Below are 16,516 nucleotides of genomic sequence, written 5' to 3'. Positions count from 1 at the left end.
GTAAAAATCCATCAGGAGCTGTTCCTCCGTCATTATCATATGACGAGGCGCAGCTCCTTTTTTCTAAGATGATAATGGTGAGATGCACGATGGGAGAGGCATATGTCATGAAATAAAGGATTGCATATCCAGGCAGAATAATACCGAACTACCCGTCAAAATGCAAAAAAGAGACTTTACAGGAGGGGGGATCCTGTAATAGTCTCTTTTTTGCGCTATTTGCTGTCTTAAGCTGCTTTTGCTTAATGACAGATGCTATCAAGCGATCAGATTAAGCTTAATAGAATTTAGCTGCTGCGTATTTGCCGGCTTCTTTGAACATTGAACTGCTGCTTGTGCTGGTTTTGCCCAAACCGGAATCAACCGTTGTATCAATATTGCTCCATTTCCCATTAATCAGTACCTGGTTCCAGGCATGGTAGCCTTTCACATAATCGGTTGTTCCCATAACCAGCTTGGTCGGGATGCCGGCGCTCCGAGCCATGACCGCAAACAGGGAGGAGTAATCATAGCAGATGCCTTTGCCCGATTTCAACGTTCTGTTCGCATCGGGAATATAGTCCGTTGTTACAGATGTGCTCAATTTGGTATCATATTTGATGGTTTTAACGATATAATCGTGAATCGCTTTGACTTTGTCTTCAACTTTCGTTTTGTTTTTCGTCAATTCCTTGGCTTTGGCAACAGCAGTCGGAGAGCTTTTCCAATCGACATTTTGCACGGAACCGAGAAATACGCTGCTGTCATCGCTCAAGTTCAGGTTAACTGATTCCGTACCGATTTTTTTGTATTTAGTGCCGGTAACATTTTGCATAAGAGAGATAGTATAAGCACCGTCACCAAGCTGCAGGGGGAAGTATTCCATCGTGCCTGTGGCAGGCAATTTGTATGTATAAGTGACTCCGTTTTTGGTTATTAACAGCACAATAGGCGTTTTTGCGGCAGGTTTAAATGCAGCTCCGATAATTCCATTATCCAATTGCTTCGTATCGAGCCAAGTCGGGGAGTCCGTACCGGATGCTGCTACAGTTGTGGAGAGGGGAAGGGACAAAATGAATACGGTCACGAGAACAAGAAAATAAGATTTCATGAAATAAGACTCCTTTCGGTAGCTGGCTGCCATCCAAGCGGGAAGGCCCTTTAGCTTTGCGTCCCTGTCTTTCGACAAGTTTGCCGTTTATCGTTGAGTGTTTATTGTTTTTAGAAAACAAAAAAAGACAAACTTTCGGCAGCTGGCTGCCATCCAAATAATGGGAAGGCCCTCTAGCTTTGCGTCGCTGCCTTTCGACAGGTTTGCCGTTATCGTGACTTATCTTGACAATAACTATACCAATATTTGATAGAATGTACAACTATTTTTAAGTGATAATAGATTACAGTTTTGCCTGAACAATCAGACGATGGGTCGGATTAATAAGCGGATCGCATGTGATAAGCGTGAGCACCCTGTCGCTGTCATTGCCATTCAATACGGACAGGTCAGTTGGCTTAACGACCGATATTTTGAATACGGTATATTCCATAACCTTGTCTTTGACCCGTATCGTAATTTTGTCGCCCATCTTAACTTCCCCCAGCCTATTGAACAATCGGCCTTTCGTATGAGCCCGGTGTGCAGCCAGGGCAGCACTGCCAATATCTCCAAGTGCGGCTGTTTCTGTCAGATGGACAGCGGCGTACTTCATGTTTTGCGTTGTGGCACCTTCCAGCACAGGAAGCTTCACATCGATGCTGCCGATTTCAATAACAGCGATTCCTTGAGGATCTCCCTTGCTCTGATCGTCACTGACAGTCTCAGGTACGGCAGCGTCTGCTTCATTAGAGAACAGGTCGGATAATCGCTGGTAACTCTCTGCAAGCAGGCGATCGGATTTCTCAGCCGCGGAGGCGAAGGTATTATGATCCATGCGATCAAGCAGACGCCGCTGCTTCTGATCATAATGCCATTCTTTTGCAAAAGGCAGCGCAATCAGTACAATTCCCGTGATGATCAGCAAAAAAGAAAGCAGTTTCTTCATGTTGGCAGGCCCTCCTGTAAGGTCATTATAACAGATGGGAACTGTACAAAATCTGAACAACATGTGGTGTGTAACGTCCTCATGGCTATACTGGACAGAACGCGAGCAGCAGCATAAAGTCAAAAAAGGTCAAAGTCAGAGAAAGTCAAAGAAAGACTGAGAAAAATAACGAGGGGACCGCCGGATTTCCTTAAATTCACGGAATATGATTTTTATTGTTGTTTTATCGGGTTTGAGGAGAGCAGGCGGCATCCTTATAATAAAAAGTGTAAACATCACATTATAAGAAATTGGAGGAGATGTACATGTTGGATTTAGTTCCGTTTCGGAAAAGAAATGAAAATGTCAGCCGCAGCTTGATGAAATCATTCCATGATATCTTCAATGAAGATTTCTTTGCGCCGATGAGAAGCAACACCCATCCATTCCGCACGGATATTCACGAACGGGAGGATGCTTTTCTGATTGAGTCCGAGCTTCCCGGGTTCAGTAAAGCTGATATCGGTATCAGCTACAGCAATCATTATTTGACGATTAAGGCTTCGCGCAACAAGGAACAGAATGTGGATGGGGAAGATCATCAGATTATCCGGCGTGAACGTTATTATGGCGAATTTGTCCGCCGGTTCTATGTAGAAAATATTAAGGATGACCAAATATCGGCGAGCTTCGAGAACGGTATTCTGAAACTTGAAATACCCAAGAAGGAAAAAGCGCAATCCGTTAAAAAACACATTGAAATTCAATAAGATTGTCTCTTTGTCTCTTTGGCTCAAGGTCTGATGAAATAATCGCTGTAATCGGGGAACACGGCCAAGTGTAAAAGGGCAAACAACAACAAAACAGGCAGCCGGCGGAATACCCGCTGGCTGCCTGTTTTGTCATAAACACATCTATGATGGATGATGCACTGCTAATCCGCCGAAGGGGAATGGCCCGATCTGTCAAGCCCATCCAATGCCTGCTCCAGCGCATAATTGATAAGGTTGGTTTTGAAGCCTTTGCCTTTATCTTGCGATATCGTTTTGACCCGTTCCAGCAGATCCTTACGGATATAAAATTCGGCTTTGGAGTGGGTTTCCTTGCGCAGCTTCTTATCCAGCTTGACCAGCGGCACCAGTTCCTCCACTTTAACAGCTGGAGTTGGCGGAGCTTCCTGACCGGGAGGATCGGATGGCGATTTCCGGGCTTGCTTGGCTGCAGCCGGCTTCTTTCTGGTGCGCAGCGTTTTTTCGGCTTTGTCTACCATGGATTCCGGTGCAGCGGAGGACGGCTTGTCCGCAGGCTCTTCAAAGTTTACGAGCAGTTCTTTTTTTCTTGGTGGCATATTCGAACACCTCCTTGGCCAAAGTATAATAGGCTTCCGCAGCGGGATTGGAGCGGTCAGTCCATACAAGCGGCGAGCCCTCATAGGCTGCGGCGTTGGCAAAGCTGATCGACCGCGGAATCACGGTTTCAAACAGCCGGATATCCTTCTTGCTGCAGAAATCACGGGCATGGCCCACCAATTCCTGATGCAATTTGGACCGGCCATCGACCATCATCGCAATGATGCCGGTAATCCGCGGCGAAGGTTCCTCCTTGGAGCCGAATGCTTCGATAGTCTGGATTACGCGCTGGAGACCCTTGACGGAGAAGGCTTCCGGAACAAATGGAATCAGCACGTCGGTAGCGGCTTTCAACGCATTGCCGGCTATCAAGCCAAGTGAAGGCGGGCAATCAATGAATATGTAATCATAATCCGACTTGATCTGATCAACCTCTTTCTTTAGCAGCAGAAAAGGAGAGGGGTACGATTCCAGTTGGGATAAAATATGAAATTCCAGCATGTTGAACTTGTCGGATGCCGGAGCCAAATCAAGATTGGGTTTAATGGATATAAGGATATCCTTGATTGATTTGGCGCCAGTGAATACATCATACATGGTAAGTTCGGACTTATCGGGATCGCTGCCAAAAACAACGGCTGCATTGCCCTGGGCATCGGTATCTATAATCAGCGTCTTTTTGTCCGGGAACAGGGAGGAAGCCGCTGCGGCCAAATGAGTCACAAGACTTGTTTTGCCCACACCGCCTTTGTTCATACATACCGCGAATATTTTAGCCATGCTAAAAGCAGCACCTGCCTATCAAATTGGTATTTATTACATTATATCAGAAAAGTGATCGACAAGTCTGCTGACGACAGCGGGAAGCTCCATTTCCTTGCGGATAGCAAGACAAATAAACCGGTGATTGATATAATTCGGCAGACCCTTCATCACCAGTTCTCCCCGTTCGACCTCTTTCAACACACTTCTTTGCGGCAGAATGCCGATTCCAATCCCGCAGCGCACGCCTTCCTTGATAGGCTCAATCGCGCCAAGCTCCATGCTGACGGCAAGCTTCATCCCATTCTCGGCTGCCCATTCATCTGCAAGCCTGCGCGAGGTGGAGCCCGGTTCATGAACCAGAAAGGGAAGCCCGTGCAAATCATGAATCGTTATCTCTTCCTTGGCCGCCAAGGCATGCTGAGGGTGAAGAATCAGCTTGAGCATATCGGCCATCAACGGCCGCAGCTCGATCTGATCGTCCTCCATCGGAGTATGAGAAACAATACCGAGATCCAGCTCGAAGTTCTTGACCAGATCCACAATGAGATCGGCTTTCTTGACGGTCAGCTGCAGCGAGACATCGGGATAGTTCTGGCTGAAGCTCGACAGTAGCGGAGGAAGCAGGTAAGTGGCCGGCGTGTAGCTGGAGCCGATGCGGATATGGCCTTTACGGTGTGACCGGTATTCGGCCAGCGTTTGACCGGCGCGTTCGAACAGAGTCACGATCCGCTCGGCATAGGGCAGCAGCGCTTCGCCGGCATTCGTAAGGCGAAATTGCCGGTGGTATTTGATGAACAGCTCTACCCCGGTGTCCTGCTCCAGCTTCTTGATGTGAAAGCTGACGGTGGGCTGCTTCAGTCCCAATTGGTTGGCCACCTCGGTCAGATTCTTATAGTTTACGGCGGCTACAAAGACCTTTAGCTGTTGTATGTTCATCGTGATGCCTCCTTTTGGCCCTATTATAGATGGTATCTATGTATCTATCAATAAAATAAGATAACGTTAACAAAATCAATATACGGCGTTAATTTCAAGTAAACAAAACTCAACTATTCTAAGTCTAGTAAAACGAAAAAGATTTAGGGAGGATTTAAAGAAATGCGTAAAATGTGGAGTAAAAAGGTGGGGACTATCCTGTTCATGCTGGCGCTGGTGCTGGCAGTGGCAGGATGCGGGAGCAACAATGGGGCCGGCAACACAAACACAAACGCGAATGCGGCGGCAGGAAATGCTAACGCGTCGGGCAATGAAACTGGAACGGCTGCAGGAAACACAGCAGACAATACCGCAGGAAACACTGCGGAGAATGCAGCTGGGAATGCGGCAGCAAATGCTCCTGCTGAGGATCCGAATGACAAGTCCGATGATGAGCCGCTGACTGTTTATCTGAATGACTTTGATGAAATTATCGGACCGGAATTTGAAAAAGCGACGGGTTACAAAGTGAATCTTGTAGTCGGCAATGGCGCTGAAACGATGTCCCGTATCGAAGCGGAAAAAGGAAATCCGCATTGGGATGTTGTATGGATGGATGCTCTGCCTTCCATTCATTCACTGGGAGAGCAAGGCCAGCTGCTGGAAGGCTGGCAGCCGGAGAACCTCAAGAACCTGACTGACTTTACAAAACCGATCGTACCTGCCAATAATGCTTATTTCCCAACCGGCGTACATGCTGCGGGCGTCATTATTTACAATACGAAACTGATAACGGCCGATAAAGCGCCAAAAAGCTGGGCGGATCTCGCCAAGCCGGAATATAAAGGACTCGTCGGCATGGCCGATCCGGCCGTAGCGGCTCCTGCCTATCCTTTCGTATCCTGGTTCTTCGAGAACAAGGGAATGGATGAAGGGAAAACGTTCTTCAAAGGAATGTTGGACAACGGCATGCATGTCTATCCGAAAAACCCGAATGTCGCTACTGCCGTAGCCGGCGGAGAGATTCAGGTGGCCGCCATCCAGGAAAGCAATGCTTATACGCTCAAGAAGGACGGAGAGCCGATCGAAATCGTCTGGCCTGAAGAAGGCGCTCCGGCATCCGTTCGTGTCGCAGCCATTCAGAAGGAAAGCACGCATATGAAGGCTGCCAAAGCATTCATTGAATTCCTGCTGGATCCCAAAACGCAGCAGTACCTGATCGATCAGGGAGCAGAAAGCTACTTTGAGCCTTCCGCTGTCGGCGTTAATGCCAAGGATGACCGCGCCAAGGATACGAAGCTTGTCTATGCGCAAGCGCCATGGGCAGCTGAACATGAAGCCGAAATCAAGCAATGGTTCGCTGACCAATCGGTTAAGTAGGCTGCTGCATGATAAAAGCAAATAATCGGAACATAGGGCAGGGGCGGCTGAGGCCGTCCCTGTCTCCCAACTTTCTGGGCTGGCTCGTATCTGCAATATTGGCTTTGCTTATTCTCTATCCGCTGGCAGCCGTAATGATCCAGGTTGTTTTCCCCGGCGTTTTCTTCGGCGACTGGAATCCCGGCAACCTTTCCTTGCTGCTTGATGTATTCAGCCGGCCGCTGTGGCGTCAGTCCATGCTGAATTCCCTGCTGCTGGCTGGCGGCACGACCGTATTTGCGACTTTACTTGGCGGGGGCCTTGCCATGCTGCGTTCAAGCTGGTCATTCCCTACGGCAAGATGGCTTGATCTGTCCGTCTGGGTGTTATTGATTACCCCTTCTTTTATACTTGCCCAAGGTTGGGTTCTGTTCGCTTCCTCCAATGGCTTTGCACATAAAATATTTGGCTGGGACTGGGTGACCTCGCTCGTATTCCAACCCGCCGGGCTTGTCGCCATTATGGTGCTGAGTAAGTTTCCTTTTGCCTACCTGAGTGTATACACGGCCATGGAATGGAAGGTGGATCAGCTGGGAGGCGCAGCCGAGCTGTGCGGAGCCAGTCCCTTTACCGTGTGGCGGACCGTCTGGGTGCCGCTTCTGCTGCCGGCATTTCTGGCCGGGGCCGCGCTTGTGTTTATGGATACGATCGGCGATTTCGGGCTGCCATCTGCCCTTGCGGCGGTGTACCGGTTTCCGACGCTGCCTTACTCTATTTATTCGGCCATTTATACGTCGCCAATCCGGTTTGATATGGCGGGCGTATTGTCTTTTTATCTGGTTCTGTTCATTGCGATCGCCATGTTCGTGCAGTTCTATGCGCTGCGCAAAGCCAGATTTGATTTTCTCTCTTCCCGAGCAACAGCAGCTGTACCCAAGAAGATGGGGCGCAAAGGTCTGCTGCTCACAGCAGGGAATGTCCTGTTTCTCATCCTTGTAATAGGAATCCCTATGGGAACCAATGTGGCTGTGTCCTTTATGAATAATATTTCCAAAGGCTTTGTCTGGAGCAATTGGACGCTCCATTATTACCGGGAGCTGTTCGTCAACAAGCAGGCCTTGTTCCAGGGCTTGTATCATTCTCTGATGATTGCCGGCTCCACCGCGATTATCAGTCTTATTATTGGATTCCTGGTCGCTTATGTGCTGATTTATTCACGTTTTCGCTGGAAGCGGCTGATCGATATTTTTTCATTGGTTACGTTGGCAGTTCCGGGTGTCGTGCTGGGCATCGGATATATTTTCGTCTGGAATCAAGCATGGCTGGAGAACATCGGACTGCTGTTATACGGAACGCCCTGGATTCTGGTATTAGCCAGCGTTGCCGGCGCTATTCCTATCATTACGCGTATCATTGTCGGCTCCTTGACGAAAATTCCGATCCAGCTGATACATGCCGCTGAGCTTCAGGGCGTTGGCTTCATCAGGCGCAGCCATGAAATTCTGCTGCCGCTTGTCCGCGGGGCGCTGTTATCCGCAGGGCTTGCCGCCTTCGGCTCCAGTGTATTCGACCTTGCGGTGTCGACCATCCTGTACCCACCTAATTTCATGACGCTGCCGGTGGCGATCAACAAAGGATTTGAAGATTTAAAATTCGGCTATGCCACTGCGGCAACGATGCTTGGCGGCGGACTCGTCATTCTGATTATTTTGCTGCTTGAGCTGGCGTTCCGCAGAAAGGAGAAACAACTGCATGACTGATGTTCTGGAAGTAAACTCCGTGGTGAAGAAGCATGGCTCATTCACAGCGCTGAAGGGCGTTTCCTTCAAGCTGGAGGAAGGGCAAATTATTAGTATACTGGGGCCTTCCGGCTGCGGAAAATCCACACTTCTGCAGCTGGTTGCCGGACTGGACGCCCCGAATGACGGAGAAATCCGGCTGCGCGGCCAGACAGTCGCGGCTCCGGGCCGTTTTGTCGCACCGGAGAAGCGCGGCATCAATATGGTATTTCAGGATTATGCCTTGTGGCCGCATATGACGGTCTACGATAATATCGCCTATGGACTGAGGCGCAAACGGATGAGCGCACAGGAACAGCGCAAGGAAATAGGGGAGTTGCTGGATCTGCTCCAGCTGCAAGGGCTGGAGGGACGATTTCCTCCGCAGCTGTCGGGAGGCCAGCAGCAGCGCGTGGCTATTGCCCGGGCGCTCGCAACCCGCCCTTCGCTGCTCCTGATGGATGAGCCTTTATCCAACCTTGACATGCGGCTGCGCATTGATATGCGCACGGAGATGTCTTATTTGTTCCGCCAGCTGGGTATTTCCGTACTTCATGTGACACATGATCCCAGCGAGGCTTTTTCACTGGCGGATCGTCTGATGATTATGCGAAGCGGCCAGGTGGATCAGCTTGATGAGCCGGAGGCGTGCTACCGCAAGCCGGCTTCGCGCTGGGCAGCCTCGCTGCTGGGTGCGACCAATGTGCTGCAGGGGATGATCACCTATGTCGATAGTGAACCCCGTGTGCGGATAGGCAGCGTGACTTTTCAATATGCATTCGCCAATGAAACGGCACCGCTTCATGAAAGTGCCGAGGTGGAAGTCATGATCCGTCCGGAAGATATTACGTTGACCGAAGGGCTTCAGACATCTGGGTCATCAAGCTCCAACCGGCTGACTCTTTCGGTTATTCACTGCGCTTTTGAGGGAAATCAGTGGCGGCTTCTGGTCAAAACGGAAGACGGGCAGCGTTTATCCGTGCTCCACAGCAGCCGTGTTTCGATTGGAGCGGAGCTTCATGTTGAAATACCGGTCGCATTGACGTTTGTTTATGCCCTTGATACGAAGGAGAGTTAAAATACCTTGTCTCGTTTATTGGTTATTTCGGATATTCACGGACATACGGAAGGCTTGAAGCTGCTGCTTGAAGCAGCGGATTATGATTATCGTTCCGATCGTCTTTATCTGCTTGGCGATTATGTTGATGACGACATCGCTTCCTTCCATACGCTGGACTATGTTCAGGCATTGACAAGAGAAGGTGCTGTTGCGCTTGCGGGTAACAAGGAGTTTCAAGGCCTGAAGAAGGCGGAGGTGGCCCGCCGCAAGGATTGGTGCGAGTATATCCTGTCGCTTCCGCTGCATGCCGGGCATGATTCCTATCTGTTCGTGCATGCCGGGATCAGGCCTGGGGTTTCATTGGAGCAGCAGACGATCCTGGATTTGACGGAAATCAGGGAGCCTTTTCACCGGTATCCCCATTCGGACCGCCGGACGGTGGTGTTCGGCCATACGCCAACACATCGACTCGGGGCGGAGCGGGGAGAGCTGTGGCAGGCGAACCGGAAGCTTGGGATTGATACCGGAGCGAAGCACGGCTGCCGCCTGACGCTTGTCGATCTGACGAATTCGCTCACCTTCTCCTGTTCAACCGCAGCGGATCAAAAATACGGAAATTATCGCAAAAAAAGGATAGCCGCACTGTCAAGCAAACCTGAATAAAGAAGGTTACCTCCCGGCCCGGAATTGCGTTATAATTCTAAAGGTCGGGAGTTTTTGGCATGCCTGCCGATCAGGACAGATCCGCTTTACATATTGGTTAGTGGCGACCGCAACTATTAAGGGCGCGAAGCTTGAATTCGCTGCCGGAAAAGGAACGAATCCCTATGAATCCTTCATTTCACGTTATTGGTTCAAAGCAATTTGAGAAGGCGGCGCTGGACGAATTATTCCGCTCCGCTGCCCAGATGGAACAGATTGTAGCGGCAGGCGGGACGAGCCGTTTTGCTGGAAAAATTATGTGCTCGCTGTTTTTTGAAGCCAGCACAAGGACCCGGCTTTCCTTCGAATCGGCGATGTACCGTTTGGGAGGCAGCGTCATTGGTACGGAGAACGCCGCGCAGTTCTCGTCGGCGATCAAGGGAGAAACGCTGGAGGATACGGTGCGGGTCGTCTCGGGTTATTGCGATGTCATTGTGCTCCGGCATACGGACGTTGGAGCGGCGCATCGTGCAGCGGCAGTCTCGGAGAAAGTGCCGGTCGTCAATGCGGGGGATGGCTCGGGAGAGCATCCGACGCAGGCGCTGCTGGACCTGTATACTATTCAGAAGGAGCTCGGGAGAATTGACGGCCTGCATATCGCCATGATCGGCGATTTGACCTATGGGCGAACAGTGCATTCGCTCAGTTATTTATTGTCGAACTACAAGGACATCAAGATTACCTTTATCGCCCCTGATAATGCCAAAATTCCGGAATCGGTCAAACGGTATCTGGACGAAAAGGGGGTTGTTTATGAGGAAACCGGCGATCTGATGAAGGTGGCGGGATCGGCCGATGTGTTCTACCAGACACGCGTTCAGAAGGAACGCTTCCCGTCCATAGAGCAGTATCAGCTGGCCGCAGGCAAGTATATCATTGACCGTCATTTACTGGAGCTTATGCGAAGTGATTCCCTCATTTTGCATCCGCTTCCCCGTGCGGGAGAAATCGAAGCAGAGGTCGATGCCGACCCCCGGGCAGGCTATTTCCGGCAAGCCCAGAACGGCCTGTTTATCCGTATGGCCATCATTGAGAAATGTCTGGAGACAAGAACGGTTCTATAGGATAAAGAACACGATCAAGTGTGTGCAATTTCAAACATTTGCGGATCGAACACACGCAGTGCTGATGCCGACGGCAAAGCTTGCGTGTTTTTTGTTCTTTTCTCCTTGCAGGAAGGTTGGATTCGCCTGGTCGAAGAATGTCGAATAAGTATTCGAAAGCTAATATAATTTGCAAGTTATAACGATATACAGGTCTTTATATACATTTTTCGACAAAAATAGTATGTTGTAATAGACTGGCAATTCTAAGTAAAAAGATATTTTTTATGCTGGTTTTCAACCTAACAGAAGGGGGCTAACGGATTCCGGTCCGGCGCGATCGTATACAATCTTTCTGGCGTGTTCGCATTGATGGTCATGCTGTATAGACTCGCGCTGTGGAATGATCACTTGCAATTTAATTTACCCAAGGAGGCAGCAACGTGTATAAGAAAAAATGGATGAAGATTGCAACTGTTTTTATGCTTGGCATGACTTTGTTTTCAGTCCCAGTAATACAGGCGGCAGGCATTACGCTGAAGATTAACGGGAATACCGTTCAGAATGAAGTTGAGCTCATAAAGGTAAACGGAACGATACTTGTGCCTATGCGGCTGGTAGGAGATACAGTTGGAGCATCGATGAATTGGGACAATGCCACCGAGACTTTGACAGCGGTGAAGGGTGATACTGCGGGTACGCTTGTTTTGGGGAAATCGGTCGCAACCGTTAAAAACGGCAACAATGTAAAGCAAGTCACGCTTGACCAACCCGGACAGCTAATTGATAACAGGGTAATGGTTCCGGTACGCTTTCTGGCAACACTATTCGGCGCAAAGGTTGAGTGGAATCAAGACACCGAGACGCTTCAGATTACAACAGAAAGCAATGAAGTCACACCGACTTTGCCTGTTCAAAAGGGTGATAAAGGTGATAAAGGTGACAAAGGCGAAAAAGGAGACAGGGGAGACACTGGGGCAAATGGAGCGACTGGCTCTTCAGGATCGCAAGGTCCGTCTGGCCCAACCGGTCCAGCAGGCCCAGCGGGAGCTAAGGGTGATGATGGCGCTGTAGGTCCGGCAGGTCCGGCGGGAGCTAAAGGCGCAGATGGCGCTGCTGGCCAGGCGGGAGCCAAGGGCTCAGACGGCGCTGTAGGCCCGGCAGGTCCGGCGGGAGCCAAAGGCGCAGATGGCGCTGCAGGTCCGGCGGGTGCTCCAGGAGCTAAGGGTGATGATGGAGACATAGGCCCAGCAGGTAATGCAGGTGTAAATGGTGCTGCGGGCCCCGCAGGACCAATAGGTACAACAGGCGCAACGGGAACAACGGGTGCTGCTGGTCCAACAGGTGCAAAGGGTGATACAGGGCCAGCAGGCGGGTTATCCCAGTATGGATACATTTACAACGTATCTGCTCAAGTGGTTGCAATAAATGCTAATATTAGTTTTGATTCAAATGGTGTACTTACACCTGGGATTGTGCATGCACCAGGAAACGCTGGGATTACAGTTAGCGTTGCAGGTACGTATGAGGTTGCTTTTTCCGTGTCGGGTGTAGAACCCAATCAATTCGCACTCTTTGTAAATGGCGCCCCCGCTGCTGGAACCCTCTATGGTTCAGGTGCGGGCACACAGCAAAACAATGGGCAAGCAATAATAACTGTTGCGGCGGGTGACGTTCTCACCCTGCAGAATTATAGTTCCGCTTCCGCGGTTACTCTTCAAACTTTAGCCGGTGGGACACAAACAAACGTAAATGCTTCCGTTATCATAAAAAAATTAAATTAAACTCATTCTTGTTGTCATTCATAAGTGATTGAGAAGCAGCTCTGCCGGTTTCTGACCGACAGGGCTTTTTTCGTATTGTTAGGTCTGCCAGAATTTACTGGTTGGCCTATTTGTGCTTCAATTTGGAAAGGATCTACGGCTTAACAGATACCGTTACTAAGTTTTATGGCTATAATACCTTTTCCCGGGAACCTCAGCCCGAAGAAGTGATGCGGCAAAGATTGCACAATTGCCACCAATATTCGTCAGATTTTGGATGGATGATTCCCAGGATGTTTGTTATCATTACCAATGATAATGATAATCATTAACAATTAAGAAGGGGGATAAGTATGCTTCACGTTTCACGTAGAACAGGAATATTGGGTATTCTCATCGTATTCGCAGTTATCGTAAGCGCCTGCGGGGGGAATTCGGAACCAGCACCAGCAAATGGACTACAAAACGCCGCAGGTACGAATGCCAGCGAGTCTGATACAGCCGCTGCTGAAGGGGAGAAGGAAGAAGAAACCCAGAGTGGATCTGACACCCGAATCGTCAAAACAGTTAAGGGAGATATTGAAATTCCCGCCAATCCGAAGCGGATCGTCGCCGGCTATTACCATGGAACGCTGCTGTCCCTGGGGATTCATCCGATTGGCGGAAGCAAGGAGTGGTGGATGGGAAGTCCGTTTTTGACCAGCGAGGAGCAGACTATTGAGGATATCGGGTCACCCGCATCTCTGGAAAAGGTGCTTGCTCTCGAACCGGATCTGATTGTGATCAATGATACGCTGTTTGACAGCTATGACGCCTTGTCCAAAATCGCGCCAACGCTGCTTATTCCATACGATTCCATCAAAAATATCCGCCAGGAAATTACCATGTTCGGCGATCTGCTGAACAAGCAGGAGGAAGCCTCGAAGTGGCATGCTGATTACGAGGATAAGGCAAAGCAGGCCAAAGAGAAGCTGAAAGGGATCGTGAAGCCGGGAATGACCGCGTCACTTCTCGAAACGGACGGCAAAACCATTGCCATGCTCGGCGATAATTACGGCCGCGGGGGAGAGGTCATTTATCATGTATTCGGCTTCAAGGCTCCCCCGCTTGTGCAAAAAGATGTGATCGACAGCGGCGAGCAATATAAGACTGTCTCGCTTGAAGTACTCCCCGAGTATTTGAATGCGGATTATATTTTCTTGAGCTCTTACCCTGACGGAACGGATGAAGCATTGAACACACTAATGAAAAGCTCCGTGTGGAAAAGCTTGAAGGCTGTCAAAGAGGGACATGTGATCAGCCTCGATTATAAAACCTATTTTTATTTTGATCCTGTCTCGACATTCGGACAGATTGATACGTTGACGGACCTGCTGCTTAGGAATCAAGCGCAGTAACTCCCGTGATTGCCGGAATCGGTCACCTGTGGACGTTTGCCCATATTTTCAGGACGATCGCCCAAGTGCTTGCGTGCCGGAACGTGTTATAGTGGCGTTGCCGGCTATAGAGTCCGGCAGGAAACCTTTGAGGAGGCGCTTGACGATGCGGCGGTATGGAGACCTGATTTGGAAACAGATGAAAAAGGATCACTCCGGTGAATGGGGAATGGATATTCAGCAATGGGATTGGGTGCCCGGAGTGGGCATCATTGCTTTGATGGAATATTACGAAGCTGTACAGGATCCCGAAATATTGGCTTATCTGATTAATTGGGTGGCGAATAACAAGGACAAGGCGGACGAAACAAGAGTGATAAACAGCATCGCTCCCTACGCGGTATTTCCGGTTTTGCATCATCTGACAGGCGACGACTGGTATGCGGAGGAAGCGGAAAGGGTGGCCCGGTGGCTGATCTCCGAAGCTCCCCGTACCCGGGAACAAGCCTTCGAGCATACGGTCACCGAGAATGCCAGCTTCTCGGAGCAGGTATGGGCGGATACGATTTTTATGGCTGTCCTTTTTCTGGCGCGCACCGCCTCCATGCTTGACAATAAGCGTTATGCGGAAGAAGCGCTGAATCAGGTTCTGATTCACCTGAGGCTGCTTCAGGATACGCAGACCCAGGTGCTGTTCCATGGCTGGAATTGCGATACCGGCAGCCATATGTCCGCAGCACGATGGACGAGAGCGAACGCATGGGTAACGCTGGGCGTTCCCATGATCCTGGAGGAGATTGCTCCTCACATTGAGGTTCCCGATGAGGTCATCGAAAGATACGGCAGGCTGATCAAGGGTCTGGCGGGTTATCAGCAGGCGGATGGTTTATGGAGCACGGTGATGGATGAGCCTGATTATTATCGTGAGATTTCCGGAAGCGCAGGGATTGGCGCGGGCATCTCGAAAGCGCTTGAAACAGGTCTGATCGAACCCGATGAACAGTTGATTGCAGTCGTAGAGCGGGTCTTACAGGCGGTGATTCCTTATATCTCGGAGGAAGGGGAAGTCGGAGGCGTTTCCGGCGGAACGCCTGTATTGGCCAGCATCGCGGCTTATAACGAGGTTCCCATTTATCCGGCTCTCTATGGACAAGGCCTGGTTCTCCTGCTGCTCGTTCAAGCCATACGCGGGAAGGGATGAGTGAGACGGTCAGAAAAGGCGCCTGGCTGGGCGCTCATCCCGAAGATCGTGTGCTCCCGCTGGATCCGTACGGAAAGTTAGCCGAAAAACCAAAAATTCAGGCGAACAACAGCTGCATCGACAATTGACAGGCAGCTGACTCACTTGTAAACGCTTGTGAAATATCGAAAGACGACGTTTCCACATGCGCGGCATGATATTTTCACCATACATTCAGGTGATCCGGGTTGTACCGGATTGCCTTTTTACGCTTCCGGCGGCTTCGCTGCGGTATTTTTTTGGCGATAGCCCGGTTCCTCTTTTGAATACATGAAAGAAATGCGACATATCCCCGAAGCCTGTAAGCAGGGCTATCTCTGAAACCGGGATTGCGGATTCCACCAGCAGCCGCTTGGCCTGATTCAGACGGTAATCCGTCAGAAACTGCTTGATGGTATTTCCGGTAGCTTCCTTGAAAATGTAAAATAACCGCGATCTGGAAACCGGATACAGCCGCAGCAGATCCTCCACCTGGAGCTTTTCCTGATAATGCGCTGTTAAATAGGATAACATCCCGCCTACAATCCGCTCATCCTCCGATTCTGCCGGGTTCATGCCGGCTGGCCCGGTTTTTTGCAGCTCAATGATGAGCATCAGCAGCTCGGCAATGGATTTGAGCACAGCCAATTCGCCGTAGGGGGTCTTGTTCTGTAGCTGAGTTTCAAGCTTCGAGAGCAGGCTGGCAAGTCTGGATTGCTGCAGCGAGGAAAGAAAATAATGGCTTGATTGCGAGTCGCCTTCCATGAAGATGGAAGCAACGGCTAGAGCAGAGCCGAAGCAGGCTGCGTTGATGATATCGATATAAGCCTCGTCTATCGAAACAACGAATCGGTGCAGAGGGTCAGGCTTGCCGGTGAAGGGCCTGTGAACGACTTGAGGGCGGATAATGGTCAACGAACCGGCTTTCAGCGGATATAACCGATCCCCGACGATATAGGAGCCGGAGCCGTCCAGACAAAAATAAAATTCGAAGCCATTGTGGGCATGGAGCATCCGTTGGCCAAGAGGAGCTGTCCGGAGCTGGCAGTTCACGGGATATTCGGTAAGGAAGCGGTTCGTGTATTCATCCAAAGCATAGCTTGCGGAAAGCTCAGGTCCTGTATGGCCCATAAGCGGACCTCCTTCAACAATCATCTCGTTGCTCTTCATGTTACTATCAGGGAGCAATC

Annotated in this window: 15 protein-coding genes and 2 riboswitches; of the genes, 9 read left to right on the top strand and 6 right to left on the bottom strand. The window is 50.2% G+C overall.

The annotated features are described in order from the left end of the window. Nucleotides 1–277: 277 nt before the first annotated feature. Together AC0YNV_RS26160 and AC0YNV_RS26155 are read right to left on the bottom strand one after the other, a co-directional pair. Nucleotides 278–1,090, bottom strand: a complete 813-nt coding sequence (locus AC0YNV_RS26160; RefSeq protein WP_475770648.1) for a transglutaminase-like domain-containing protein — start codon at nucleotides 1,088–1,090, stop codon at nucleotides 278–280. 14 nt (nucleotides 1,091–1,104) lie between these two features. Beyond that, nucleotides 1,105–1,185, bottom strand: a riboswitch (cyclic di-GMP riboswitch). Between the two features lie 39 nt (nucleotides 1,186–1,224). Continuing rightward, a riboswitch (cyclic di-GMP riboswitch) is annotated at nucleotides 1,225–1,308 on the bottom strand. A 65-nt stretch (nucleotides 1,309–1,373) separates the two neighbouring features. After that, complete coding sequence (locus AC0YNV_RS26155; protein WP_475770647.1) at nucleotides 1,374–2,018, bottom strand: class D sortase; 645 nt, start codon at nucleotides 2,016–2,018, stop codon at nucleotides 1,374–1,376. A gap of 305 nt (nucleotides 2,019–2,323) precedes the next feature. Here AC0YNV_RS26155 and AC0YNV_RS26150 point away from each other — a divergent pair, with 305 nt between their 5' ends. Next, nucleotides 2,324–2,767: an Hsp20/alpha crystallin family protein gene (locus AC0YNV_RS26150; protein ID WP_475770646.1), complete on the top strand. Its 444-nt coding sequence runs from the start codon at nucleotides 2,324–2,326 to the stop codon at nucleotides 2,765–2,767. Nucleotides 2,768–2,931: 164 nt separating this feature from the next. Here the strand turns inward: AC0YNV_RS26150 and AC0YNV_RS26145 are convergent, their stop codons facing one another. Genes AC0YNV_RS26145 through AC0YNV_RS26135 form a run of 3 tightly spaced genes read right to left on the bottom strand, consistent with a single transcriptional unit; the run spans nucleotide 2,932 to nucleotide 5,047 of the window. Further along, nucleotides 2,932–3,345 carry a hypothetical protein gene (locus tag AC0YNV_RS26145; RefSeq protein WP_475770645.1) on the bottom strand — a complete coding sequence of 138 codons (414 nt, stop codon included), beginning with the start codon at nucleotides 3,343–3,345 and terminating at the stop codon, nucleotides 2,932–2,934. Next, nucleotides 3,308–4,126: a ParA family protein gene (locus AC0YNV_RS26140; RefSeq protein WP_475770644.1), complete on the bottom strand. Its 819-nt coding sequence runs from the start codon at nucleotides 4,124–4,126 to the stop codon at nucleotides 3,308–3,310. Before AC0YNV_RS26140 ends, AC0YNV_RS26145 begins: the two co-directional genes overlap by 38 nt. 36 nt (nucleotides 4,127–4,162) lie before the next feature. Beyond that, on the bottom strand, nucleotides 4,163–5,047 hold the full coding sequence (locus tag AC0YNV_RS26135; protein ID WP_475770643.1) for a LysR family transcriptional regulator: 885 nt from the start codon (nucleotides 5,045–5,047) through the stop codon (nucleotides 4,163–4,165). A gap of 162 nt (nucleotides 5,048–5,209) precedes the next feature. Here AC0YNV_RS26135 and AC0YNV_RS26130 point away from each other — a divergent pair, with 162 nt between their 5' ends. From AC0YNV_RS26130 to AC0YNV_RS26095, 8 genes are all read left to right on the top strand, one after another. After that, nucleotides 5,210–6,406 carry an extracellular solute-binding protein gene (locus tag AC0YNV_RS26130; RefSeq protein WP_475770642.1) on the top strand — a complete coding sequence of 399 codons (1,197 nt, stop codon included), beginning with the start codon at nucleotides 5,210–5,212 and terminating at the stop codon, nucleotides 6,404–6,406. Between the two features lie 8 nt (nucleotides 6,407–6,414). After that, entirely contained in the window at nucleotides 6,415–8,145 is a 1,731-nt protein-coding gene (locus AC0YNV_RS26125; protein ID WP_475770641.1) for an ABC transporter permease, read from the top strand. Beyond that, entirely contained in the window at nucleotides 8,138–9,241 is a 1,104-nt protein-coding gene (locus AC0YNV_RS26120; RefSeq protein ID WP_475770640.1) for an ABC transporter ATP-binding protein, read from the top strand. The genes AC0YNV_RS26125 and AC0YNV_RS26120 overlap by 8 nt, the downstream gene beginning before the upstream one ends. A gap of 6 nt (nucleotides 9,242–9,247) precedes the next feature. Next, nucleotides 9,248–9,886, top strand: a complete 639-nt coding sequence (locus AC0YNV_RS26115) for a metallophosphoesterase (RefSeq protein WP_475770639.1) — start codon at nucleotides 9,248–9,250, stop codon at nucleotides 9,884–9,886. A 164-nt stretch (nucleotides 9,887–10,050) separates the two neighbouring features. Continuing rightward, the gene (gene pyrB / locus AC0YNV_RS26110) at nucleotides 10,051–10,989 is read left to right on the top strand and encodes an aspartate carbamoyltransferase (protein ID WP_475770638.1); all 939 of its coding nucleotides are present in this window, start codon (nucleotides 10,051–10,053) and stop codon (nucleotides 10,987–10,989) included. A 422-nt stretch (nucleotides 10,990–11,411) separates the two neighbouring features. Beyond that, nucleotides 11,412–12,752, top strand: coding sequence for a stalk domain-containing protein (locus AC0YNV_RS26105; RefSeq protein ID WP_475770637.1), 1,341 nt, complete (start codon nucleotides 11,412–11,414; stop codon nucleotides 12,750–12,752). A 332-nt stretch (nucleotides 12,753–13,084) separates the two neighbouring features. After that, complete coding sequence (locus AC0YNV_RS26100; RefSeq protein ID WP_475770636.1) at nucleotides 13,085–14,128, top strand: iron-hydroxamate ABC transporter substrate-binding protein; 1,044 nt, start codon at nucleotides 13,085–13,087, stop codon at nucleotides 14,126–14,128. Nucleotides 14,129–14,273: 145 nt separating this feature from the next. Beyond that, nucleotides 14,274–15,308, top strand: a complete 1,035-nt coding sequence (locus tag AC0YNV_RS26095) for a glycoside hydrolase family 88 protein (RefSeq protein ID WP_475770635.1) — start codon at nucleotides 14,274–14,276, stop codon at nucleotides 15,306–15,308. Between the two features lie 213 nt (nucleotides 15,309–15,521). Here AC0YNV_RS26095 and AC0YNV_RS26090 read toward each other — a convergent pair whose 3' ends face one another. Further along, a complete protein-coding gene (locus AC0YNV_RS26090; protein ID WP_475770634.1) occupies nucleotides 15,522–16,457 on the bottom strand; it encodes an AraC family transcriptional regulator in 936 nt (311 codons plus the stop codon). Nucleotides 16,458–16,516: the final 59 nt, after the last annotated feature.

This window comes from Paenibacillus sp. JT31N11, assembly GCF_056269285.1.
Note: the sequence above shows the minus strand (reverse complement) of the source record. Positions and strands in the feature narration are given on the sequence as shown.

Coding starts and splice junctions, on each gene's coding strand:
- AC0YNV_RS26160 (WP_475770648.1), bottom strand. CDS start 1,090: ATGAAATCTTATTTTCTTGTTCTCGTGACCGTATTCATTTTGTCCCTT.
- AC0YNV_RS26155 (WP_475770647.1), bottom strand. CDS start 2,018: ATGAAGAAACTGCTTTCTTTTTTGCTGATCATCACGGGAATTGTACTG.
- AC0YNV_RS26150 (WP_475770646.1), top strand. CDS start 2,324: ATGTTGGATTTAGTTCCGTTTCGGAAAAGAAATGAAAATGTCAGCCGC.
- AC0YNV_RS26145 (WP_475770645.1), bottom strand. CDS start 3,345: ATGCCACCAAGAAAAAAAGAACTGCTCGTAAACTTTGAAGAGCCTGCG.
- AC0YNV_RS26140 (WP_475770644.1), bottom strand. CDS start 4,126: ATGGCTAAAATATTCGCGGTATGTATGAACAAAGGCGGTGTGGGCAAA.
- AC0YNV_RS26135 (WP_475770643.1), bottom strand. CDS start 5,047: ATGAACATACAACAGCTAAAGGTCTTTGTAGCCGCCGTAAACTATAAG.
- AC0YNV_RS26130 (WP_475770642.1), top strand. CDS start 5,210: ATGCGTAAAATGTGGAGTAAAAAGGTGGGGACTATCCTGTTCATGCTG.
- AC0YNV_RS26125 (WP_475770641.1), top strand. CDS start 6,415: ATGATAAAAGCAAATAATCGGAACATAGGGCAGGGGCGGCTGAGGCCG.
- AC0YNV_RS26120 (WP_475770640.1), top strand. CDS start 8,138: ATGACTGATGTTCTGGAAGTAAACTCCGTGGTGAAGAAGCATGGCTCA.
- pyrB (WP_475770638.1), top strand. CDS start 10,051: ATGAATCCTTCATTTCACGTTATTGGTTCAAAGCAATTTGAGAAGGCG.
- AC0YNV_RS26100 (WP_475770636.1), top strand. CDS start 13,085: ATGCTTCACGTTTCACGTAGAACAGGAATATTGGGTATTCTCATCGTA.
- AC0YNV_RS26095 (WP_475770635.1), top strand. CDS start 14,274: ATGCGGCGGTATGGAGACCTGATTTGGAAACAGATGAAAAAGGATCAC.
- AC0YNV_RS26090 (WP_475770634.1), bottom strand. CDS start 16,457: ATGGGCCATACAGGACCTGAGCTTTCCGCAAGCTATGCTTTGGATGAA.